This is a genomic window from Paenibacillus sp. strain BS8-2, from assembly GCF_054483835.1.
Window position 1 is genome coordinate 3,155,068 of the sequence record NZ_CM137010.1, and the last position, 24,440, is coordinate 3,179,507.

The window sequence follows — 24,440 nt, forward strand, 5'->3', positions numbered from 1 at the left end:
CCGGCTTCGATTCATCCATTCCCATCCCTTCCTAGGTGCGCTTATACTTCGAATGTAAGCGATATCATTTTGGGAGGGATATTAATGGATAGGGTAAAATGGAACGCAAGGTACGTTAGGCGGCGTTGGTTTAGAGTGTGGTTGGCAAGCACACTGGCGCTAACCATGTTATTCTCGTCCGCTCCGACTTATGCTGCTCAGGCGGAGGGAACAACGGTTGATTTGGTCAATGAGACATTCAACAACACGGCCGTAGGTACGATTCCGTCCGGCTGGTCGGAATGGGCGACAGGAAGCTCAGACGTAAGCGTACAGGAGGCTACGTACGGCGAGCATTATTTGCGAATATATGACGCAAGCCGCCAGAAGACGGAAGGGACAAGCATATCCTTCCCGGCACAAACAGGCAAAGTGACGATACAGGCGGATATTCAGCTTCCTGCCGGCGGAACGGCAGGAAAGGAGAATATCTTATTCTATATCCACGACTCCGCCAATAAGCCCGCCATTTCGTTGATCATTAAGCCGTCGGGCATCGATACGATTAGGACGACTTCAAGCGGGACCACTACGACAAGCGTCGTCTCGAACCTGCCTCTACAAGAATGGCGCAGCTTGACCATTGCTGCCGATTATGCGAGCAAGACGTATGATTTCTACCTGAACGGGGAGCTGAAGCAATCCGGCATTCCTTTCCGATACGAGGATACGCTTGGCATAAGCAAGCTGCAGATCACAGGTGCGAATTATAACGATGATGCAAACTTTATTCGTACGGCCCATCTGGACAATGTGCTGATCTACGAAGGTGATGCGCGTGTGGAAGAGCCGGTAACCGATCTTGTGAATGAATCCTTTGATGCGATGGAAGTCGACACTACCCCAGCGAATTGGGGAATCGCGTCGACCGGCGGCTCCTATGCGAAGGTTATGACAGAGCAGGGAAGCGAGGATCACTACCTCCAAGTGTATGATGCGAGCAAGCAGAGTACGCAAGGCATCCTTAAAACATTTACCTCGCAGACGGATAAACTTAATATCGAAGTAGACATTCAATTACCTCAAGGAGCAACGGCAGGCAAAGAGAATATGCTCTTCTATGTGCTCGATTCGGCTAACAAAGCAGCTGTTGCTTTACTCATCAGACCGAATCAAATCGATTCCTTTCAAACGACGAATGGCGTAACGACCACAACGACCGTAGCATCGGGATTAACGGCTAATGATTGGCGCGGCCTGACGATCGCGATCGATTATCCGTCCAAGATGTTCGATGTATATATCGATGGCACACTCGTGAAGAGCGAAGTTCCGTTTCGGTATATGGATGCTCTTAATCTATCAAAGCTTCAAGTAACGGGCGCTTATTATAGCGATAATGCCAACTATATTCGGATTGCCAATCTGGATGACGTGCGAATTTATCCAGGCTTGCCCGACATCACGCCTCCAGAGGATGATGAAGAGGTTGTTCCGCCCGCACCGGGAATCGAACGCAACTCGTTCGACAGCTACTCAAGCGTGTTCCTGTCTTCGCGATGGTACCGGGAGGATGGACAGGACGGCCAGCTCGGAACGCTCGATATGATCAAACGATTTATGGTGACGGACGACAAATGGACGTACTTGACCAATCAGACGCAAATATCGAATATCGTGCGTCAAGGCGTTAGCTTCCAAGGCTCGCTGAATACCAATCTGGGAACGGATCAGGGGCGGGCCAAGTACTTTGACGGGACCTCTATCGTAGCGCCTTGGATGACATGGGGAGCCACATGGGGAAGCGTGCACGATCCGGTCTATTATCAGCTGGCGCTCGAAACGGGCAAACAAATTATTGATGCAGGCGCTTCTGGGATCCAATTCGATGACTGGGCAGGCGGGGTAGCCGCAGGAAACTTCGGCGGAGACTTCTGTGATGCCTGCATGGTGCAATTCAGCGAATATTTGAACGCGAATTATTCCGCGCAGCAGCTGCTGGATTGGGATATAACCGATATCGAGACGTTTAATTACAAAACCTATTTGCAAACACGATTTAATATCAGTACGAACGCCGAGTATGCGGGAATAAAAGCACAGTCCCCGTTGAATGGAGCGTTTACCCAATTCCATTACGACGCGACCGTCGACTTCCATCAGCGGCTTTACAGTGATCTGCTAGACTATGCGGGGAGACCCTTCGAGTACTCGAATAATGCGCCGTTTATTCAGAATTCCTCGACCTCCACGCACTTTCTGCATGACTTATTCAGTTATGGTATGGGAGAAAGCGCCGAAGCAGCTCTGACGATTGACAATATCGTAACGAACGGGAGCCTCGCAACAGGGCTCGGCAAGCCTCATATTATTTCTCCGCTGCCGGAAAGCGTAGATGGTATTCGTCACTCTATTGCCGCTGCTTATTCTAATGGGCAATATGTATTGATTCCATGGGATGTATGGCTGCATGGATCTACCCGCTACTTTGGCAGCGTAGAGGAATATGGAGACATCTATCATTTCATTCGGCAATATCCGTTCCTCTTCGATGGCCATGAGGTTCCGGCCAAGGCAGGAATTCTAACCAGATGGGACGAGGTCAACGTTGCGACGCTCCGAGACCTGTCGATGAAGCTATTCAATTCTGGTGTGCCGTTTAAGGATATAGTCGTGAATTACGATAGTCCTGCCTATGAATTAAAGGCTTCGGATCTTGTCGGCTTGGAGGCATTGATTGCCTATACGCCATTAAGCCAGTTCAGTGCCAGCGATCAGCAGCTGATTGCGAACAGCGGGGTACCGGTAATTACCGTTCAAGACGTCAATGCCGGAAACTGGCTCTCAGACAAACAATCCGTATCGATAAGCGGAGCCGATAAGCTCTACGCGACCGTCAGATCCATGGATGAACCAAACGATACGAAGGTCATCCATCTACTGAATCGCAATGATGCGGCCGTGCAGAATTCGTTAGTCACGATCAACGATGCCGATTTCTTCGGAGGGGCAGGCATAGAAGCGGTGCTGTACCGCCCAGGTTATAATCCGTTGACGTTAGCAATAGCAGGAGCAGGAGCCGGAAAGCATACGCTAATGATTCCTGAGCTTGAGGAGTGGGGAATTATCCGCATCCATCAGAGCTCAGCTCCTCCGAATGATCCATTCCAGCTTTCGACTCCTTGGTCTGGCATCAGTATTGGCAATCCTGTCAAGGAAGGCTCCGCCGTAATGGATGGCGCAGACATCCTCATGACGAGCGAAGGCCAGGGCTTTAATCTCCAGCTAAGCGGAGATACCGGAACCTCGGATCAGCTTGCTTACGTGTATCAGCAGCTGGAAGCAACACCACTGCAGGACTTCTCCATCTCGACAAAGCTGGGTTCGCTTACATCCGCCGAAAGCGGCGCCATGACGGGTTTGATGGTGCGCGAGACGCCGGCCTCCAATGCCAAATTTGTTGCTGTCACGTATGAGGAAGGAAGCGGTCTGAAGCTGCGTTGGCGCGATACGGACAACGGGATTGTCGGAGCGCAGGCGCTCGGCCAGGTAACTTTGCCGGGTTATGTCAGGCTAGAGCGGCATGACGGCGTTTATAGCGTCTCATATTCTTCGGATGGATTGACATGGGGAGGGACGCTTGCCACGCATGCGATCGAGCTGGATACGCCGCTTGGGGGCTTGATTGCCGCAGGTACCGGGGAAGAGGCTGTTACCTTCGAGCATACGGCTATCGATTATGGAGAGCTTGCGCTCCCGGATGGCGAATTAACTTCCTTAACCCTGACTAGCGATACATCGCTCAAAGTAGGCGGAACATCCCAGCTGACTGTTATTGCGTCCGTGTATAATGCCGGAGCATTAACGGATATTGATGTGACAAGGGAGAATATCGTATATTCGAGCAGCGATAACGATATTGTAACCGTAGATTCCAGCGGGAAAGCAAGCGGGCTGGAAGCGGGTCAAGCCGTCATAACGGCTAGCTTTACGGCTGGAGAGATCACGGTAGTCGGCAGCCTCACCCTCGACGTGACCGTTCCTTCATCCGATCATGTCATCGAAAACTTCGATGGTTATGGAGTAGACGAAGTTCCGGAGAACTGGACGTTCAGCTCGACAATCGGAGGCTATATTCAGATCGCAGAGCTCCCAACGACAACGGATCGAAGTCTGATGATGTATGACAATGCATCTTCCGGTTTTCCTTCAGCCTATATTGAATTCGAACCGCAGGATGGCCCCATAGTCGTAGAGATGGATTTTATGGTTAATTTGGGGGCGGTTAAGCAATCCGGCGGTGCGATTGTCGCCTATCTCCAAGCCGGAGGTTCGGCTAATGCCGTATCTCTGTTAGTAGAGAGTACGGGCTTCTGGTACCTGGATGGCAGCACGTCAGTTACCGTCGCGCCAGTCATCGAGGATGAATGGAATCATATTCGCATCATTGCCGATCCTACTACAGAGAAGATGGATCTATGGATCAATGACGTTCAGGTGGTTACGCAAGGCAACTTCAGAACTTCAACGGATGTGATATCCAAGCTGCTTGTAGGCGGAAGCACGGGCGGGGTTGACACCACGGCGTATTGGAACAATATACGCATCTCTTCCGTCACGGAGCCAGCCGAGGAGGAGCCTGCCGGTGAGGAGGATTTGCTTGCGCCTGAATCAACAATAACGATAGAACCGGGCTCTTCGGAGCATGGCTGGAGGAAATCGCCGGTAACCATCGAGCTTGAGGCGATTGACGCGGACAATGGGAGCGGCGTGAAGGAAATCATGTATAGCTTGGCGGGGGCGCAGAGCCTGCCCGAGGTTGCGGTTACGGGCCCACAGACATCCATTGTGATAGAGGCAGAAGGGGTTAGCACGATTTCTTATTACGCGCGCGATCAGGCAGGCAATACGGAGATCGCCAAGCTGGAAGAGGTGCGAATCGATCGGACGGCACCGAGTCTCAGCTTGACTGGCGGAGGGGCTTACAACGTAGATCAGCTTGTCTCGGTTAGCTGCGCAGCCGAGGATGCGCTCTCGGGACTCGCCGCCAATCCTTGCGACACGCCATTACTGCAAGAAGAAGCATACTTATTAGAACTGGGAGAACATACGGTCAGCGTCATGGCAGAGGATCGTGCGGGCAATCAATCGTTTGGGTCGGCAACCATCCAAGTAACGGTTACTTACGAAAGCCTTGCGAATCTGACTAGCCGTTTCATCCAAGACACAGCTCAGGGTCCAATGTCTCAACTTGCAATCTTTCAGCTTATTAAGGAATTGGAGAAAGCGAAGAAGTATGAGGACAAAGGGCGTGACCAACTAAAGAAGTGGGAATTGCTGAATTATAAATGGAAGGTATTACTTCAGATCGGCCGAACGCTTACGCAAGCTCAGGCTGATATCTTAATAAGGCTGGTGCAAGAGCTATAATTCTACATGGCGTATAGGTTAGCTGATGAAGAACCGTTCGATTCCGAACGGTTCTTTATTCAAGGCTATGTTAAATTCTAATGTTGATAATTGTCCAAATGATGAAAAGGCGGTTAAATGGGCTATCGTGCCAGTTAATTAAGCTATCGTAACCATTAGCTTAATCATGTGTCGCTTATAGGAACAGTTGAACAAATCACATCTTAAAACCGAGCTTCTGAAATAGTCCGGATTAAATCTGTATTCTGAATTAAAATGAAAAGATGCTTTGCTCGACTTGAGCTGTTGGGTGTACACTAACTTTTATTGCAAGGTTCTTATCGTTTATTGTCCGCCAGATCCGCTTAACTTCTTCATAATCAACATAACAGCATGTTTTAAACTTTTTCCCGCTGTTACAACCACAAGGATGGTTTCGGCCTAAGTCGTTGTAACGTCCAAAAATTTCTCTAGTTTATTTTGAGCAAGATAAGGATGCTCATATGTATAGCGCTCAGACATTGAACGATTGTACGGAGTTTGATAAGGCCCCTTTTTTTCTTCCACTAATGCCTCATAGACACTACCGTCAAAAGCAAAATGTTTTAGTACGCTTTGTGGTATGTAGTGCTGATTCTTAACGATATCGCTCAAGATGTTCACCCTTTTCGCCATGATAAGCCGGTTGATATCAAATTAGTTTTTAAACTCTCGTTCCCGCTTAATCCTTACATGGCGTCTAAGCAACACTCTGTCTATTAAGCGAGTTTTTACTCAACCATAGAAAGTAACTTCTGTAGTATGGGAAGTGATAGGATACTGTTTTCTTTTTTCTCGTTTGGTCACTACGCTGAGTCCTTCTGAGAAATACTCTAGTCTCTCGTAATTATCCCCTAGCTCAATGATCTCAAGATTACGTTTCATGAGCGAAATGTTTTCCTTTTCGTAAACAAACGCAATACCCTCGATAAAACATGACGCGCCAGTATACTTTGGTTCAATCACAAACTCTCCTGTTGGATTTAAGTACCCCCAATTCCTTCCCAGTTTTACGGGGGCCAACTGCTCATAAAAATCCTCCGCATCATTGTATATAGGTTCGACGATAATCTCACCTAATCTGTTTATGTATCCGAATTTATTACGTTTCCCGATAATCGCTATTCCATCGTGAAAATTACGAGCAAAGCGAAACTGTGGTGGAATAATGATCTCACCTGCGCGGTCGATATAACCGATTTTTTCATTTAAACTTATTGAAGCAAGCCCTTCAGAAAAGGCGATATAATCTTCTGATATAGGATCTATTACATACTCGCCTGAAGTATTGATGCATCCGTACTTTCCTGAAGAGTCTTGTACGGATACGATGCCACCTCTGAAGTTCATTGCATTTTTATAGATCTGACCATTAATTAAGTCACCGTTTAAATCGATGAATGCAATCCCATTAGGCACTACTACGGCAGCATATCCTTCCGAAAAATCATAGGCATAATCAAATTTTGGAGGAATAACTACCTCTCCTTGCATATCCAGGTAACCAAACTTCTCATTTAGTTGGAATAACGCGCGGCCGCAAGAGAAATTACTTACACCAAAAAAATTTGTTTCCAGTACTACTTCGCCTGATCGTGAAATGAATCTCGTCTTATTATTCAAGACAACAGCGGCTAAGCCTTCATTGAAGGAAGTAGCATACTCGTATATAGGCGGGATAATCTCGTTTCCTTCACAATCGATGTAACCATGCATGATTAATATCACTCCCAAGTATAGAAACAACAAACTCATAGCTAGTTAAAATATATTATTTACCAGTTATTAGTGTATTCTGCCCGTTACATCAACGATAAGAAGCAGGTCACCGCGGCACCTGCTCCAGTCATAATCATTTCACAATCGTATCCATTTGTTCAATGGTTCACAACAATTTTTCTAATGCAATCATATGCGATTTATATACTTAGTCTGGGACTTTAAAGAACGTTTCATCTGCAATCTGAATTAATCGATTCGTCGCTTCTCTACTGGTCGGATCTTGCACCATCATAAAAAAAATTTCGTGTAATTCTTCAGTTCGCGCTAAGACTTTTTCTTTGGATTTCTCCTCTCGTAATGAGATATAGAGGGAATGTAAACTAATATCTAAATCATCATTTATTTTCTCATACGAGGTTAATTCCGACATCTCTGCCACACTATACACACTCGAAATCATTGATCTATATGTATATTCATTTACCTGCAAACTGAAACTTCCAAGTACATTACTTAGCTGCTGTTTATAGGCGGTATCAATTGAATTTTCAAGAATTCTTCTCTGATTTTGAGATTCAACAAATTTAAAGAGAAGTATTGCGAAGCATATTGTTAATACGATTATGAAATATATTCGTATCCTTTTCATCGCACAGCAACCCCTTTTTCCACTATCTACATATTCCCCAACGGTAAAAACAGGTTGTTTGTTGCATTAAACTGCCCGATCGTTGAGCAGGCTGCCGGTATGTTCGGCAGCCTGTCGTCATGGATCTATCGTCTCACTTTAGCTTGAACTTCTGGTGCTATCGTGCTTCGTTACATTTCTTTCTAAATGACGTTCCCAGTAGTGAGTAGACGTTTGTATCATGGGCGATACCGTCCTGGTACATATAATCCCTCAAAACCCCCTCTTTTTGGAACCCCATTTTCGATATGAATTCATTGGATGCTTCATTGTCAATAAATATTACAGCGCCTATACGAGTTAATCCCATAACATCAAAGCCAAATGCAAGAACCTTAGATACTGCTTCTGAAGCATAACCTTTCCGCCAATGGTCAGGATGAATTTCGTAGCCAATTTCTGCTCGTTTATGTTTGGGCAACCATGCATTGAAACCAATTGTTCCAATTATGCCTTTTGCCTCTTTTCTTTCAATTCCCCAGCGTATCCCTCTTTTTTCAATGTAGTTATTTGAAAAGTGCTCAACGAATTTCTCTGCTTGCTCTAATTTCTGTAATGTTTCTTGTCCATAATAACGAGTTACATTGTCGTTAGAAAAACAATCAAAAATACCAACCGCATCATCTTTAGTTATTTCTCTTAATTTCAGTCTTTCTGATTCTAACACTGGAAACATTTAATTCTCTCCCTCGTTTTATTACAATGGATAATTATTCTATTTAAATGGCAAAATTCCCTTTAAAGGTTGACTTCCGTATTGTGGTAAACTTCCTAATAGTTTAACAAGACTTTCGATTTTTTCGGCAGCCTCGTCGTGGTTGTGTTATGGAACTAACGTTCCTCGTTAGTTGCAATTCTCCTTAGCGTACGAAATAACGTTAATTTGTTGACGAAACCCGGTTAATGTATAAATTTTTTCTTTGGACAGCGTTAACCTTTATACAGTATCTTTGTCTGTTTATTTAAGGTCCCGATCCGACGCTGTCGACGAACTAGATCGGACCGGACTTCTTTAAGTAAAACACCCCAAGCTCGTCGCCCGTCATTAGGTCCTCGAACCCACTTACACTGTATTGATATCCGTAATCCGGGTCAAGTCGGTTCGAGTCCGTGATTCCCGCCGTGAACGTGTCAACGGGATGCAGATGCATGAACATGTACCTTCGGATCGCCAACTCCGGTAATAGGAAGCTTACCACCCGGCAGAGAACGACTACGACAATCGCGCCCCATAACCATTCGTTTTTTTGATTTTGCTTGCGCTTGTAATACCAATTGGATCACCTCGGGTTCGTTGCAACGGAGTTTTTGAAAGGTCAGTGAACGTTTAGCGGCAGAACTTGCAGCAGTAACGCTGACGTTTAACTTCTTCAGTACGCATATTTACGGCGTATTTCCCAAAATGAACGACAGTAAGTATAAGGTTTGGCAATGCGGATAAAACAGCTCCCTTAAATCCATAGCCAGCCATCCAACTGGGAAAGATAGTGCTTTCAATCATCCATATCCAGCTTTGATTTGTCTATTTTAACGTCTATCATTCGGCTCTATACTTAAAAATGTAAGCGGAACCAACACGGAAGGGACGGAGGCAGCGGGCATGCTAACAAACGATCAGAAGGAACTGAATAATAAAGGGGAGCCGTTATTATCCGGCAAGAAAACCGGCATAGGGTTTTCGCTGAAGAAAGAAATAAAGAGCAACGGCCATTTGTATCTGATGGTGCTTCCCGCCGTTATCGGCTTTATCATCTTTCATTACGCATCCATGTACGGTCTGATTATTGCTTTTAAGAAATTTGATTTATTTCTCGGATTTGCAGGCAGTCCCTGGGTGGGGTTCAAACATTTCCAGAGCTTCTTCGCCGATCCGTACGCCGTAAGGGTGATCAAGAATACGCTGGTTCTCGGCTTCTACAGCTTGCTCTTCGGTTTCTGGCCGCCGATTGTGCTGGCTCTGTTGCTTAATGAGTTGTCGGGCAAGAGATTGAAGAAGTTTTTCCAATCGATTAGTTATTTGCCGCACTTTATCGCAACTGTAGTAATCGTAGGCATCATGATGGAGCTGATGGGCGCAACCGGCGTTATTAATTTGATGCTGGGAGCACTGAATATCGAGCCAATTGCTTTCTTCAACGAATCACAATATTTCCGGACCTTATTTGTTGGAAGCGGTATCTGGCAAGGCGTAGGCTGGGGTTCGATTCTTTATCTGGCCGCTCTGTCGGGTATTGATCCCGAGCTTTACGAAGCCAGCTACATGGATGGAGCAAACCGGCTCAGGCGCATATGGCATATCAGTCTTCCGGGAATCATGCCGACGATATCCATACTCTTCATTCTGAATGCCAGCGATATTATCAATGTCGGCTTCGAGAAGGTTTATCTCATGTACAATCCCGCGATTTACGAGGTGGCCGATGTCATTCAGACCTATGTGTACCGAAGAGGAATCGTGGATCGGAACTTCAGTTATGCGACGGCTGTCGGGCTGCTCAACAGCGTTGCCGCATTCTTGATTCTGTATCTGGCCAATCGGGCTAGTCGCGCGATGAAGCAAAATTCACTTTGGTAAGGGGTGCAGCATGAAAAATACCGGCTTCGGAAATCGTCTCTTCGATGGTTTGAATGTTTTTGTTCTTAGCGTATTGACCTTATCGATCATCCTGCCGTTTGTCTATATGTTCGCCATTTCGGTGAGCAACCCGGTGGAGGTTGGGAACTCTCGGGTGTATTTTATCCCGAAGGGCTTGAATCTGGAATCCTATCTTGTTGTGCTCCGCGATAGCCAGATCGTGCAAGCCTATTGGAATAGTATCCGTTACACGGTATTAGGCACATTGTTCATCCTTATCATTGGATGCTTGACGGCCTATCCGCTATCCGTCGCGAGGTTTAAAGCGCGGCATGCTCTCACTGTCCTGTTTACGATTACGATGTTCTTCAGCGGAGGATTGATTCCTACCTTCATGCTTATTAAGAATTTGGGCATGCTGGATACCATTTGGGCGATTATCGTGCCTGTTGCCTTTAGCTTCTGGAATATCGTCATCTTGCGTACGAACTTCCAGTCCATGCCCAAAGAATTGTTTGAATCGGCTTTTATCGATGGAGCGAATGATTGGCAAATTCTTTTGAAAATAGTCTTGCCTCTATCCAAAGCCATTCTCGCAACGATAGCCTTATTCGCTTCGGTAGGATTATGGAATGCCTATTTTGCCCCGCTTATGTATCTGACGAGCACCGATTTGCAGCCATTAACGATTATACTGAGACGCGTTCTTGTCGCGAATGAAGTATTGTCGCAAGGAGCGCTGGATCAAGCCAATTTGCTGGAGCTGGATCCCGTGGCCGCCTCGGGAAGAATGACCAGCATACGTATGGCTACTATATTTGTAACGATTGGCCCTATCGTCCTGATCTATCCCTTCGTTCAGAAGTATTTTGTCAAAGGCGCGCTGGTTGGTTCGATTAAAGGTTAATCTTGAGAGGAGGAATGCGAACGAGACATGGATTTGCTAGTTTCCTAAAGGTACGTTTGATATGCAATTCAATATGATTAAGGGAGGGTCTATATTGAAAAAAACGATGAAGCAAATGACAGTAGCCCTATTAACAGTAATTATCTTCCTTACAGGATGCGCAACCAACAACACTAATAATACCGCCGGTGATGCAGCAACGTCAGCGCCTGTGGAGACTACTAAAGAAACCCCTACGATCGATATTATGACGCCTTGGGATCCGGGCTTGCCGATCAGCAGCGATTTGCCCGTGTTCGTCGAGTGGGGCAAGAGAACCGGTGTGAAGTTTAATGTCAACAGCCCGCCGCGAGATGCATTCAAAGAGAAGCTTAATATTGTACTGACGGCTAACGAGCTCCCGGACATGATCAAGTTCTTCCAAGACATTAATACGTACAAGGAATACGGTCCGCAGATGTTCGTTGCGCTCGATGAGTATTTGGAAGCAGGCAAGCTGCCTAATCTGAAGAAGTGGCTTGACAAATATCCGGAGATTGAGATCGCCATGCGTCATCCGGAGGACGGGAAACTATATGCCTTCCCGTTAGTACAGGACTTTGATTTCCCGACCTCGCTGTGGCAAGTTCGCAATGACATTCTTAAGAAAGCCGGAATGGATGCCAGCGAAATCCAGAGCATTGACGATCTCAAGAAGGCGATGCTCGCGTTGAAGGAGCAGACGGGAGAATATATTACCTCTACAAGACTCGGATTCGACTATTTTGCCGAGCGGACGCAAGCCTACTTCGGGTTGAATGTGAATAACGGAGCCAATAACGGCGTGATCTACGATGAAGAGCAGGAGAAGTTTGTTTTCACTCCGATCGATTACAAAGATCGATATAAACAATGGTTGGATCTGGTTCATTGGATGTACGAGGAGAAGCTGCTGCATCCCAACTTCCTGACGATGAAGGATCAAGAGCTGTTCGCCGGTTATGCCAGCGACGATTTCCCTCTGATGATGGAGCAGACTGCTATGAGCAATTTGAACCCGAACAAGGATCCGAACAAGGATGTACAGCCGATCTATCCGTTCCCGATCGATGGCAAAATTTATTCGCAAACGATAGATCCGCACTATAATATTCACTATCGTTCTCCTATGGTCATCAATAAAAATTCGAAGCATATCGAGGATATTATCCGGGCCATGGATTATGCGTACAGCGACGAGGGGATCGAGTTCTTCCAGTTTGGTGTCGAAGGAGAGACGTTCAGCCGCGATCCCAAGACGCCTTCCGGCTACAAGCTGGACAAAACGCAAAGCGTCTGGACAGTCGGTGCAGACGGCGTCGTGCCGGATGGCTTAAAGAAAGGTACCGATTATGGTTATGGTACTTGGTGGTTAACGGGTGTAATCACACCTATTCAACGTTTCGGCACGGCCGGCTTTAAAGAAGGTGAAGACGAACAATCCAAAGTCGTTCCGAACCGGATTCAGAAATTGACCGAGCTGAACGCGCTTCGCAGCCCCGATCCCTATCTGAACTGGTCCGTTGATGAAATGTCGCAGATAGCTGAGATTACGACACCGCTTAAGACGTATATGAGTGAAAATTTAAGTAAATTTATTCTAGGCCAGAAGCCGTTGGATGAATGGGATGCCTATACAGAGGGCTTTAATAAGCTCGGCTACGAGAAGCTTGTCAAGATGTATAACGATAAATTAGCTGCGTCGAAATAATTCATTAAGTCAATCGTTGGCCGGAGCACGCGTCCGGCCAACTGTTGTTTACCAAGCGGGAGGCGAGAGATTGATGGCTTTGCACGCGAATAGGATGAGATTGGACGAACGCAATATTAACACGGGTCATGAGCTGCCCAAAGAGAGCTATTGCGATCAGCCTTACGTGGTAATCACGAGGGAAGGTCATTGGTTATGCGTAATGACAACGGGACAAGGGCATGAGGGGGACGGAGACCAGCATATCGTCTCCACGATTAGCTCCGATCAGGGGCGGACGTGGTCCCCGCTGGTCGATATCGAGCCTTCCGGTCCCCCGGAAGCATCTTGGGTGACGCCGTTGATCGTGCCAAGCGGCAGGGTGTACGTGTTCTACACGTACAATGGCAACAATCTGCGCGAAGTGAGAGCCGAGACGGCTGGTGCGGCCAAGCGGGTAGACACGCTCGGGGACTATGCCTTCAAGTATTCGGATGACGGCGGGCGCTCGTGGTCGAATGAACGATATACGATTCCTGTCCGAGCCTTCGAGATCGATAGAGGTAATCCTTATGGCGGCGATGTACGTTTCTTCTGGAGCGTATGCAAGCCGATTGTCCATCAAGAAGCTGTCTATATAGGATTAGCGAAAGTCGGAAGGTTCGGAATCGGGTTCATGGAAACCTCGGAGGGGGCATTCGTTCGAAGCGATAACCTGCTCCATGAGCAGAATCCGCAGAACATACGCTGGGAGACGCTTCCGGATGGAGACGTTGGTCTGCGCGCGCCTGCCAGCTTGGTGGCAGATGAACATAATCTTGTTGGACTTAATAATGGAGATTTGTACTGCACGTATCGGACAACCGAAGGTCATAATTGCCATGCTTACAGCAGGGATGGCGGTCATAGCTGGACGGCTCCGCAGCATGCCGAGTACAGTCCTGAGGGCCGCAAAATCAAGCATCCCCGCGCGGCTAACTTTGTAAGAAAGTTCAGCAATGGCAAGTATCTCCTATGGTTCCATAACCATGGGATGGATTGGAGCGGGGGGTTGAACTTAAATAATCAATGGCAGCCCTATGCGAATCGGAATCCGGTTTGGTTATCCGGAGGCATTGAGCGAGACGGGTATATCCATTGGTCGGAACCGGAAATCGTGTTATATGCGGATGATCCCGACGAGCGGATGAGCTACCCTGATTTCATCGAAGAGAATGGCCGGTATTTCATCACGGAAACGCAGAAGACGATCGCTCGCTGTCATGAGATAGACCCGGCGCTGCTAGAAGGAATGTGGAGACAATCCGAGCATGCGGCGGTCACAGCGAGTGGTCTGATTGTCGACTGGAGCCGTGATCGTGGGGGAGATTCAGCACAAATATCGATTCCGCGACTTCCTTCCTTGAAGGAAGGTGGGGGCTTCTCTATCGATTGCTGGATCAAATTCGATGCTTTGATAGCCGGGCAAGTCCTATTGGATACACGGGATGCGAGAGGGATCGGGGTATTGCTGCAAGTTTCCGAGCAGGAGACGATAGAGCTTGTTATGAGTGATGGCAGATCCAGGTGCTCATGGGATTGCGATCAAGGGCTGCTGAAGTTAAACACGAAGCAGCATATCGTGGTAATCGTTGATGGAGGACCCAAATTGATTTCCTTCGTAGTGGATGGGCAATTGTGCGATGGCGGCTCGATCAGACAGTTTGGTTGGGGGCGTTTCTCTAGCGACATGCGCGAGGTGAACGGGCTTGAGGAGGCCTATCTGCCGTCTAGCTTGCAAGGCGAATTGTTATCGTTGCGCATCTACGACACGTATCTGAGAACATCCGAAGCCGTTGGCAATTACCGGGCGGGCTTAATAGAGAGAGCTTGACGACAAGATAGATGGAGGTATGGCACATGCTCAATGCAGCTATTGGTACAACAGATGAATGGAGAAGAAGTCAGCCGGATATCGTCGTATTTATCCCTCGGGAGGATCAGTATACGGGCGATAACGAGCATTTCTTAGTCTTCCAGAGTCCGGGCGGTGATTGGCTGGCACTCTGGACGCAGAGCTCGGTGGAGGGACATGGCGATAACCACCTTGTCGTGGCAAGAAGTACGGATCAGCTTCATTGGACGGAGCCTGCGTTTGTCGTTGGCGCAGCACGCGGGCAGAGAGGCAATCAGGCGAGCTGGGGGTTCCCGGTCGTCTCTGCGCAAGGCAGAATGTATATCTTCTATACGAAGGATATTGGCGTTTATGATTTCGATTCGCAGACTACGGGAACAATGGGCTGCGTGTACTCGGACGATGACGGCTATACGTGGTTATCGGGAGCGGACATTGCAATGCCGCGCAATCGTTACGACCATCCCGACCAAGCCGTGCCCCGTAATTGGATAGCCTGGCAGAAGCCGATCAGAGACAGCAAAGGCAGATGGATCACGGGCTACACGCAGTGGAGCAGCCGAGAGGTTTACGATTTTCCTAAGGATGGCTGGTACAGCAAGGATTCCAGGGCTCTGTTCATGAGATTCGATAACATTGATGAAGGACCTGACCCGGAGCATATCCGCATCACTTGGTTGCCGGTTAAAGGTGAGGGGCTCGAGGTCGCTTACCCCGAAGATCCCTCTCGTTCCGTAGCGCAGGAGCCGAGTATTGTACTGCTGCCTGATAGGCGGCTGTTTGCCGTCATGAGAACCTATACGGGATTTATTTGGTATTCGGCTTCCGAGAATGACGGCGAATCCTGGAGCAAGCCCGAGGTGCTTCGTTATCGCGACGACGGGGAGCCGGTTAATCAGCCGATTGCCTCCTGTCCGATCTATACGCTTCAGGATGGTAGATTCGTGCTGGTTTTCCATAATAATAACGGGCACATTGGTCCTTACAGACCCGAGCATGCGTTATTTAACCGTCGTCCTGCGTTCTTGAGTGTGGGTCATTATATGCCGGAAGCAAGACAGCCTATTTGGTTTGGAGAGCCTGCGCAATTCGTGGATACCGACGGGAAGGCCATTGGACCAAAAGGTACGAATGAAATTGCCACCTATCCAAGCTTGACGGAGCATAACGGACGGATCGTGTTATGGTATCCGGATCGGAAGTACTTCCTGCTAGGCAAATATATAACCGAAGAGTCGCTAGGAGGAATCTTATGAATGAACCTTGGAGCCAGTACTTAAGATTGGGCATCAATCATCATCTCTTGTTCCCGGACTCATTCGAATCGATAGCAGTGCACCGACGTTCCCTGCCCGAGGTTCTTGGGTATCCGGAGTTTGAAGTCATTGATATGTTTCTTGCCAACGATATGGAGGCAGGCATAGAAGAAGCGGAGCTCGTCAAATCAAGTACGAAGGAGCCCATCTATAATTGTCCTCTGATGATGAGTCCAACACGCAATCCGCATAGTCCAGATCCGGTGATCCGGAGAGAGACGCAAGATGAGGTGATCGCCCACTTATTGCGCGCTCGCTCGATAGGTGCTCGCAAGGCGGTCATTGCAAGCGGAGTTAACCCCGGTGAATCCTTGTTTGCGGAGCAGACGGCCTACTTTGTCGACTATGTATATGCCTTGTGTCAGGCTGTACCGGACATGGAGGTGCTGATCGAGCCCTTCGACCGTTCAATCGGCAAGAACCTGCTGATCGGATCGACCAGGGAAGCGGCGGATGTGATCCGGCAGGTACGGGAGCGCGGTCCGCACAATGCAGGTCTACTTATCGATATGGGCCATATTCCATTAATGGGGGAGACGTTCGAGGGTGCGCTTCAAGAAGCGAAGCCTTACGTTCGCCACATTCACCTCGGCAGCTGCGTGATGAGCAATCCGACGAATCCCTTGTACGGCGACATGCACCCGCCATGGGGCTACGCGGATGGAGAAAACGATGTGCCCGAGCTGATCGAATTTCTTCGCGAGCTGTTCAGGATTGGTTATCTGGGAGGAGAGTCAAAGCCTACAGTAACGTTAGAGATGCGTCCGTATCCAGGCAAGTCGGAACGCCAAAGCGTTGATATTTTTCTTAGCAAGCTGGATGAGGCATGGCGCGCGCTGTAAAGTCGGAATAAAGAGAAGAGGAGCAAGCAGTGAAGTGGATGATACGCGTAGATATGGAAGGATTGACCGGGGTCGTGGATATGAACCAAGTGATCCCCGGAGCGGAGAATTATGAATTCGGCCGCAGGATGCTCATGCATGATCTTCAAGCGGTTATAGACGGGTTATTGCGGGCGGAGGACGATGAGGTCTGGTTATATGATATTCACTTCTATGGAACGAATGTGGATTTATTCCAGCTTGATCCGCGAGTGACTGCCATATGCGGGAAACCGCATTATACGCCGGGCAACCTGTCTTACTTGGATGATAGCTTCGATGGCATGATCCTGCTGGGATTACACGCGAAAGCAGAAACCCCTGGAGCGCTGCTGAACCATAATTATGAGCATGATATCCGGTCTATTAAGGTGAATGGGCTAGTGGTCGGCGAGATTGGGCTCGAGGCGCTGATGGCTGGCGAAGCCGGTGTTCCCCTTGTGATGGTGACAGCGGATTCCGAGGGCGTTAAAGAAACAGAGCAGCTAATCAAAGGTACGGTAACGGTTAATGTCAAACAATCATTAGGGGATAAGGCGGCTGCATGCCTCCCTCCTTCATTGACTGGAGTTATGTTAAGGGAGGGCGCGGAGCGCTGCAGGGAAGTCGCGAAGGGACTAGAGCCATTCGTTATTCCGGGACCGATTGAGCTGGAGATGACATTCAAGCCGACAGAGCTGCTGCATAAGCTGCAGCTGCGTTTGCAGGAATGGTTTGTTGCTCCGGATACCGTAGTGATTAAAGGTAATTCGGTGTTGGAGGCTTGGGAAATTTATTTGAAGGCAAAGGATTAAAGAAAGCGGAATAGAACAACGCCTATCGCGATGATAGGCGTTGTTTCTTTGTCTTCCATGACAAGCAAGCGGGGGTTAGAAGCTGATGACAACCATCTGATGGCAGTCAAGCTTGGGTACCGTATACGAGACGACGCCATCCTTATATTCGAATGGAAGCTGGTCAAGTTGTGGAGCCAATGAAACCTGCTTGACTACTCGATTCGTGCGTACTTCATTATGGATGTCGAAGAGCGGCACAATATCTTCGATAATTTCCACCGATTCGCCTCGACGGACGGGAGATGCATAGAGAAGATGGTGGATCAGACGATCCTGGTCTGCTTGCGCTTGAATGGTAGTCACTCCTTGAGCAGGCAAGGAGCTCACAAGCGTCTTACGCCCGGAGAGCAGCCGGTCTAGCGCGAATTGTACAATGTCCCGCAGCATCAGACTGCCGTTCAGCGCATAGTCCTCGAACAAGCTCCAGCCGATGTATATCCCAGCGGGACCTTCCGTCATGGCTGGCTCCCTGCTGCTATTGTCGCCTGGCGTATGTTTGTGAGAGCAGAAGCGGAAGACTTCCCGATTGAAATAAGGATTCTCGCGCAGGCCCAAGGTTTCGCCGGTCGCTTCGATTCGCTGCCCTTGACTGTACATGACGAATGACGATTGGCCAAGGTATCCGAAATCCGCCTCCGGCACAAAGTAATCAGGAAGGTACGGATTGGTACCGAGCCAATTGGCTCCCAGGTCAAGGACAAAGTTAGTTCCGTTCACGGGAAGTCCTGATTCGCCAGTGGCGAGGACCCGGCCTCCTTGAGCGACATATTCTTGAAGCTTTGCGGCTAATAAAGGCGTAATGCGGATGGAATCGGGCAGGATGACTACAGCATAAGCAAGCCAATCGGATTCGATATCTACGATGTCGAACAAGTAATTAGCCTCCAGCAGCATACGTACCGCACCCTTATCCGATACGGAGTTCCTGGAATTCCCGCCCGCGATATGACCGTCCATAATCTGCGAGGCCGCTTCCACGCTGAATAGTGCGATGTCAGCGGTATTGGTAACATCGGAACACCACGGCTCTTTACTCTCTACTTCGCGATACGCTTCTCCTATTAGTCTATAAGTTGCTTCTTCCATCTTGCCATCCGGATGCAACTGATCGCCGATCGAGCATCTGGCGCCGTTAGCTAAACTAAGCGCCGCTTCATATCGGAGCGCGTTCGGATGCTTGAATCCACCGAATTCCCCCCAAGAGAGGTGGAATTTACCCGTCATCCCGAGGAATGGCAAGCCGAGCTGCTGCGCATATCTTGCAGACAAAGGAAAGTGATCATAACCCCAGCCTCCCGTAGGCAAGGATTCAAGCTCCAGATGCTGCGGATTACGGAAGGCGAGATCGCGTCTTCCTTGCACGATATGACCGCCGTTATGGAATACGGAAAGTTCCGGCTTATAGCGGTGGACGGCTGCATTGGTACGTTCGGTGTAGTTGGCATACGTCCGCTCCCACAACGGACTCATCTCTGCTTTAACCGCTGGATTGATTCCGAGTTCCAGAGCGATTCGAATGCAGCTCTGGCAATAACATTCGCGGATGCCAACGATATCAAGGAATATGCCATCAGCATCGTAAGCCTGTACAACCTCCTCGATCTGCTCAACCAGGATATCTAGGTAAGGTGAGTTAAAGCAGAATCGATGATAACCGGGCGTATCAAAGTTTTTGGCCCACTCCGTCTCCTCATTCTGCTTACGGATTAACCACTCTGGATGGAGGCGCGCCAGCTTCTCATCAAGTCCGGCAGATAAGTACACGGGCGTCTTGACGCCGATTTCATGAGCAGCTTCGATTTGTGCGCCTAACAAGTCGAACGTGAGATGAGGATGCTGAATGCTCGCGGTTGTTGGATGATAGCTCCATCCATGATGGCACTTGGAGAATACGGTAATGGAGTCTACATGTCCGAGCTGGAGCATGCTTTGAAATTGGGCTTTGTCAAAGTGAATGCCAATATCCGCAATATGCTCGGATGTGTGAAAATCTAAGTGAACCTGGCGGAATTTCAATGGAACAGCCCCCTAATTAGCTATTATTTATTGAAGGAATAGTCTAATTATAAGCGGTTGCAATCGGCAAATATAGGAGTTGTAATCGACCTAAAATAGCACAATATCGACGTATTAAAAAGCGCAAGCCCTGGAGCGGCTTCACTCCTGAGCTTGCGTTAATAGTGTCGTAAATGACGACTATGCCACCGAATGAAGCCTACACGCCAAGCGAAAGCAGCTCTCGAAGGTCGGCTTCCGTGAGCGAAGACGATGCGACGCTCTCTGGCGACAACACATCGTCGATAAGGCTGAGCTTGCGTTGCTGCAGCTCCACCATCTTGTCTTCGACCGTGCCTTCGGATATCAGCCGGATAATTTGCACGACCTTCCGTTGACCGATCCGATGAGCGCGATCCGCTGCCTGCTGCTCTACAGCAGGGTTCCACCATAGGTCATACAAAATGACAGTGTCCGCCCCGGTCAGGTTGAGGCCGGTACCGCCGGCCTTGAGCGACAACAGGAATAGATCCCGTTCGCCTTCGTTGAATTGATTGCATAGCTCGACGCGTTCGGCTGCAGGCGTACTTCCGTCCAGATAGAAATAAGGAACGCCTCTATAGCCGAGTTCTCGGCTGATCAGACCGAGCATCTCCGTGAATTGGGAGAATACTAGCGCGCGTCTGCCTGTGCTGCGGCATTGCTCGACGAGCTCCAGCAGCTGCTCGAACTTGGCCGAGCTGCCTTGATACCCTTCGACGAACAAGGCCGGGTGGCAGCATAACTGACGAAGACGCGTAATACCGGCGAGAATTCGGATACGTGATCTGCCAAAGTCGTTGCTGTCGAGATGTTTGAGAGAATCCTCGCGGAGCTTGGCCAGGTAAGCGGCATACAGCTTCTTCTGTTCCGGCAGCAGCTCACTGGATTGCAGCGTCTCGATTTTCTCAGGCAGCTCCCGCAGCACCTCGGACTTAAGCCGGCGCATTAAGAATGGTCGCCCGCGTCTGGCTACTTCCTCGCGTGTCAGCTCGCCGAACGCCCGCAAGTCCGGGAAGAGGGCGGGGAAGACGGCCCTGAAGATCGACCAAAGCTCGTCCAGTCGATTCTCGATCGGCGTGCCCGTCAAGGCGAAGCGGTATTCGGCCTGCAGAGCCCGGACTGCGCCCGCTGTTTGGGTATTTGCGTTTTTGAACGCCTGCGCTTCGTCCAGGATGAGCGTATGGAACCGGTGCGCGGCATACAGCTCCCAGTCGCGGCGGAGCAGCGGATAGGAGACGATAACGATATCGGGCGAGTTATTGCCGTTCGCGACCCAATCGAGCGTATCCGCCCTTTCGTCCTTGCTGCCGTCTGCAATGACCACGCGCAATCCCGGAGCGAAACGTTGCAGCTCGCTGCTCCAGTTGTACATCAGGGAAGCAGGTGAAACGATGAGTGCCGGCCGACCAGACGATCGGATATCTTCGGTAACGGACAGCAGATAGGCAATGCTTTGAATCGTCTTGCCCAGCCCCATCTCGTCGGCCAAGATTCCTCCGAAACGATAAGCGGCCAGCGTTTTCATCCATTGATAACCAGTCTTCTGATAATCTCGCAGAATAGTAAGCATAGAATCCGGCACGGCGAAGTCCAGCCGTTCGGGATCGCGCAGGCTGTCCAGAAGCTCCTTCAGGGAGCGGCCGAGCTTGACCGAATCGGTCCCCGCCTGCAAGTCTAGCAGCGCCGCCGCTCTGCCGATCGGCACGCGGGCCATATCGCCGTGAAGCGCGAGATGGTGAAGGCCAACGCCGTTCATGACCCGCAGCATGGCATCGAAGGCTTCAGTCTTAAGCGGAAGCAACGCGCCTGTCGCGAGCTTATAATATGGCTTTTTCGCCTCGACTGCTTCCACGACAGCTTTGATCTCCTTCTCGGTGATGCCGTCCATCTTGAATTTGAATGCCAGCCAATCCGTCCGTTCGTCCCATGTGAGGTGCAGCTTAGGCGGGATATTCTCTGAGACGATACGCAGCTTGACGGCCGCGGTCGCGTAGACTGTTAGCAGCTCCTCTAGTCTCGGCACGATCTCGTGCAGGAACAGGAATTCTTCGTCGTCGCCCTCCATCACGAAGCCGCCCTCCGTCTTCACGAAGCCATCCTGCTCGAACAGATTCAGGATTAAGGATTCACGCTCGGCATCGCGCAAGAGAATCCGTTCCGCTCCTCGTGGTTTGTCCGTGTTCTCCAGCGGATTAATGACGATATCGCCGTATTGGAACTCTAGTCCCGCAAGCAGGCGTCCGCGAATGCGGTCCAAATATAGTCGAGCCTTAAGCGGCTGAACCCAGATGCGGCCCGCGACCGAAGGAGAGAGCTCCAGCTCTCCGAGCTTGGACAAGCTAGGGATGACCTTGTCCATGAACCGCTCGATCTGCTCATGCGTGATGGAGAGACTCTCCTCATCGGCCGTATCACGGAGCGCAGAGAACAGCAGCCTCTTCAGCTTGGCTAATTGAGCGAGCCTGACGGCAGGGAGCGGATAGAAGATTCCGCGCATAAAGGCCATGCCGTAGGCCGCCAGCACGACTGCGTCCTTGATGCCTTCGGCTGTGAACGAATAATGATCTTCTTCGGGCAATTGGTCTAAGCGGAATCGCAGCGGCAAACGCGCGGTCTGCAGACCGAGAACAGGCTTGCCGAAGGCAACCGCCGCCGAACGGGCCCCGGAGGATGAGGGCAACACCTCCGCATGAACATTCCGCGCGGCAGCCAGCGCCGTCAGAAGCTCGCTCCAGCTATGCGGCGAAGGGATCAAGTAACGGGGATCGTCCTTATCGTGCATAATCGGATGCCTGCTGGATTGCATAGCGGAATGATATTGCTCGTCTTGTTTCATCATCTCGATCAGCTTGCGGAAGACGAGTTCGTCTTCGGACGAGAATTTCTGCTGCTTCGGGTCGTACCGAAATGTTTTGGAAATGAATATATCACGCTGCTCGTCCACGTGACGGAGAAAGTCGGCGAGTCTCTGCACGATATAGAGCTTCTGGAGTCCGAGCTTAAGCTCGAGCGAGAGCGTATGCTGACCGTCCCGCGAAGGGAGGAGCAGTATGCCGAATTCCACGTTTAGCGTCAGCCGATCATCGTGCAGCGGGCTTCCGAAGGTCGCGCGCTGCGGCTCCACGCCGCCGAACACCCCGAACAGACTCTCGACGATTTCGTGGTCCGGCGCGCTGCTCAAATAGACTTTGGCTCCGCCGCGCTCGCGAATATGGGGGCGGGAGCGTCCCTTTCCGTTCCTCATTCCATCTTCGATGGCAATGAGGGCGGCCGCGATATGCTTGCAATGCAGATCCTCGGCCAGGCTGGCCAAACAACCGCATTCCGGCTCGATGCCGCCTTCGTCGCGAAGTCGGATGTATACGGCATAAGGCCTCCCGGCTTGCACGATAACGGTATATCGGCTGCCGGCTCGATCGACGGTTACCTTGCCGTCGCGCGCATACGCGGCTCCTTTGTCGTAATTATCTTGACCGCACATGGCGATGATTTGTCGATGTGTAGGTATGGCGGGCATAACGTTCTCCTTCCGTGCAAAGGTCCGGCATCGGCTTGTCATTCGATGCGGAACGTAATACGACTGTTAACTCTCATTATAGTACAATGGGAAGACGATGAGCACAAAATTGGAAACCGACTAGGGGGAGATGAATTGCCGTTTACGTTCGCCCACCCGCTTTATGCGGCGCCGCTGAAGCTGGCGAAACCGGGATTGTTTAGTTTAACGGGTTTGATCCTGGGAAGCATGTCGCCCGATTTCGAATATTTTATGGCGCTGGAACCTAGAGAGACGATTGGACATTCGCTCGAAGGATTGTTCCGTATCGCATTTCCGTTCAGCGTAACGCTTGCCCTCATCTTTCATTTCATGATCAAAGAGCCCCTTGCGGCATGCCTGCCATCTGCTTTCGGGAGGATGGATGCTAGAGCTAAGGAGCTAATCAATCGATACGAGTGGCGCATGCGGACAGTTAAAGATCTGCTGCTGTTTCTGTTGTCGGTCGCGATCGGCTTCGTTTCGCATGTGTTCGTAGATGCCTTTACACACCGTTCCGGTTATTTCGCCGCTAGAATCGGCCTGCTGCAAGAGGAGTTGTTAGGTTTTCCGGTGTACAAGCTGCTGCAGCACGGTTCATCCCTTCTCGGATTAGCGGTGCAGATCATCGTTATTGTTTTTCTATTTCGAAGTATAGAGCTAAGTGTATCCAACAAACCTACATCGATCTCGCGGGGGGCAAAAATCGGTTACTGGTCTATTACAGCTGGCATTATGATTCTGACCGTGGTCCTAAAGCTATCGCTTTCGGACAGCTCCAATCTCATTGGGATGCTCGTCGTGTCTACCATAACGGGCAGCCTGCTCGGCCTCTTGGTGGCGTCGATCTTGATCGGTCCGTGGATCGTTCCCCGAAACAAGATTTGACTTCAAAAACTGTATATAATAAAATT

The 24,440-nt window shown here is 49.7% G+C and carries 16 protein-coding genes; 9 read left to right on the forward strand and 7 right to left on the reverse strand.

Annotated elements, in window-relative coordinates:
* Positions 1 to 84 precede the first annotated feature (84 nt).
* Complete coding sequence (locus ACX1C1_RS13500; RefSeq protein ID WP_458952717.1) at positions 85 to 5,409, forward strand: OmpL47-type beta-barrel domain-containing protein; 5,325 nt, start codon at positions 85 to 87, stop codon at positions 5,407 to 5,409.
* 420 nt (positions 5,410 to 5,829) lie between these two features.
* Here the strand turns inward: ACX1C1_RS13500 and ACX1C1_RS13505 are convergent, their stop codons facing one another.
* From ACX1C1_RS13505 to ACX1C1_RS13525, 5 genes are all read right to left on the reverse strand, one after another.
* Positions 5,830 to 6,042, reverse strand: a complete 213-nt coding sequence (locus tag ACX1C1_RS13505) for a DUF4238 domain-containing protein (RefSeq protein WP_458952718.1) — start codon at positions 6,040 to 6,042, stop codon at positions 5,830 to 5,832.
* A 120-nt stretch (positions 6,043 to 6,162) separates the two neighbouring features.
* The gene (locus ACX1C1_RS13510) at positions 6,163 to 7,143 is read right to left on the reverse strand and encodes a WG repeat-containing protein (RefSeq protein ID WP_458952719.1); all 981 of its coding nucleotides are present in this window, start codon (positions 7,141 to 7,143) and stop codon (positions 6,163 to 6,165) included.
* 211 nt (positions 7,144 to 7,354) lie between these two features.
* Positions 7,355 to 7,798 carry a hypothetical protein gene (locus ACX1C1_RS13515; protein ID WP_458952720.1) on the reverse strand — a complete coding sequence of 148 codons (444 nt, stop codon included), beginning with the start codon at positions 7,796 to 7,798 and terminating at the stop codon, positions 7,355 to 7,357.
* 157 nt (positions 7,799 to 7,955) lie between these two features.
* On the reverse strand, positions 7,956 to 8,513 hold the full coding sequence (locus ACX1C1_RS13520) for a GNAT family N-acetyltransferase (RefSeq protein WP_458952721.1): 558 nt from the start codon (positions 8,511 to 8,513) through the stop codon (positions 7,956 to 7,958).
* A gap of 316 nt (positions 8,514 to 8,829) precedes the next feature.
* Positions 8,830 to 8,994 (reverse strand): hypothetical protein, encoded by a 165-nt coding sequence (locus ACX1C1_RS13525; protein WP_458952722.1) that lies wholly within the window; start codon positions 8,992 to 8,994, stop codon positions 8,830 to 8,832.
* Between the two features lie 443 nt (positions 8,995 to 9,437).
* On the opposite strand from ACX1C1_RS13525, the gene ACX1C1_RS13530 reads away from it, so the two are divergent.
* The 7 genes from ACX1C1_RS13530 (at position 9,438) to ACX1C1_RS13560 (ending at position 17,912) form a co-directional block, all read left to right on the forward strand.
* Positions 9,438 to 10,412, forward strand: coding sequence for an ABC transporter permease (locus ACX1C1_RS13530; protein ID WP_458952723.1), 975 nt, complete (start codon positions 9,438 to 9,440; stop codon positions 10,410 to 10,412).
* A gap of 10 nt (positions 10,413 to 10,422) precedes the next feature.
* The gene (locus ACX1C1_RS13535; RefSeq protein WP_458952724.1) at positions 10,423 to 11,319 is read left to right on the forward strand and encodes a carbohydrate ABC transporter permease; all 897 of its coding nucleotides are present in this window, start codon (positions 10,423 to 10,425) and stop codon (positions 11,317 to 11,319) included.
* Between the two features lie 94 nt (positions 11,320 to 11,413).
* Positions 11,414 to 13,048, forward strand: a complete 1,635-nt coding sequence (locus tag ACX1C1_RS13540) for an extracellular solute-binding protein (protein WP_458952725.1) — start codon at positions 11,414 to 11,416, stop codon at positions 13,046 to 13,048.
* 73 nt (positions 13,049 to 13,121) lie between these two features.
* Entirely contained in the window at positions 13,122 to 14,900 is a 1,779-nt protein-coding gene (locus ACX1C1_RS13545; RefSeq protein ID WP_458952726.1) for an exo-alpha-sialidase, read from the forward strand.
* Positions 14,901 to 14,926: 26 nt separating this feature from the next.
* Complete coding sequence (locus ACX1C1_RS13550) at positions 14,927 to 16,177, forward strand: sialidase family protein (RefSeq protein ID WP_458952727.1); 1,251 nt, start codon at positions 14,927 to 14,929, stop codon at positions 16,175 to 16,177.
* A complete protein-coding gene (locus tag ACX1C1_RS13555) occupies positions 16,174 to 17,079 on the forward strand; it encodes a sugar phosphate isomerase/epimerase family protein (RefSeq protein ID WP_458952728.1) in 906 nt (301 codons plus the stop codon). The genes ACX1C1_RS13550 and ACX1C1_RS13555 overlap by 4 nt, the downstream gene beginning before the upstream one ends.
* 38 nt (positions 17,080 to 17,117) lie before the next feature.
* Positions 17,118 to 17,912 carry a M55 family metallopeptidase gene (locus ACX1C1_RS13560; protein WP_458957675.1) on the forward strand — a complete coding sequence of 265 codons (795 nt, stop codon included), beginning with the start codon at positions 17,118 to 17,120 and terminating at the stop codon, positions 17,910 to 17,912.
* Between the two features lie 75 nt (positions 17,913 to 17,987).
* Here ACX1C1_RS13560 and ACX1C1_RS13565 read toward each other — a convergent pair whose 3' ends face one another.
* Both ACX1C1_RS13565 and ACX1C1_RS13570 read right to left on the reverse strand, forming a co-directional pair.
* On the reverse strand, positions 17,988 to 19,970 hold the full coding sequence (locus tag ACX1C1_RS13565; RefSeq protein WP_458952729.1) for a beta-galactosidase trimerization domain-containing protein: 1,983 nt from the start codon (positions 19,968 to 19,970) through the stop codon (positions 17,988 to 17,990).
* 199 nt (positions 19,971 to 20,169) lie between these two features.
* Positions 20,170 to 23,508, reverse strand: coding sequence for a DEAD/DEAH box helicase (locus ACX1C1_RS13570; RefSeq protein ID WP_458952730.1), 3,339 nt, complete (start codon positions 23,506 to 23,508; stop codon positions 20,170 to 20,172).
* Between the two features lie 135 nt (positions 23,509 to 23,643).
* On the opposite strand from ACX1C1_RS13570, the gene ACX1C1_RS13575 reads away from it, so the two are divergent.
* Positions 23,644 to 24,414, forward strand: coding sequence for a DUF4184 family protein (locus ACX1C1_RS13575; protein ID WP_458952731.1), 771 nt, complete (start codon positions 23,644 to 23,646; stop codon positions 24,412 to 24,414).
* The last annotated feature ends 26 nt before the right edge of the window (positions 24,415 to 24,440 follow it).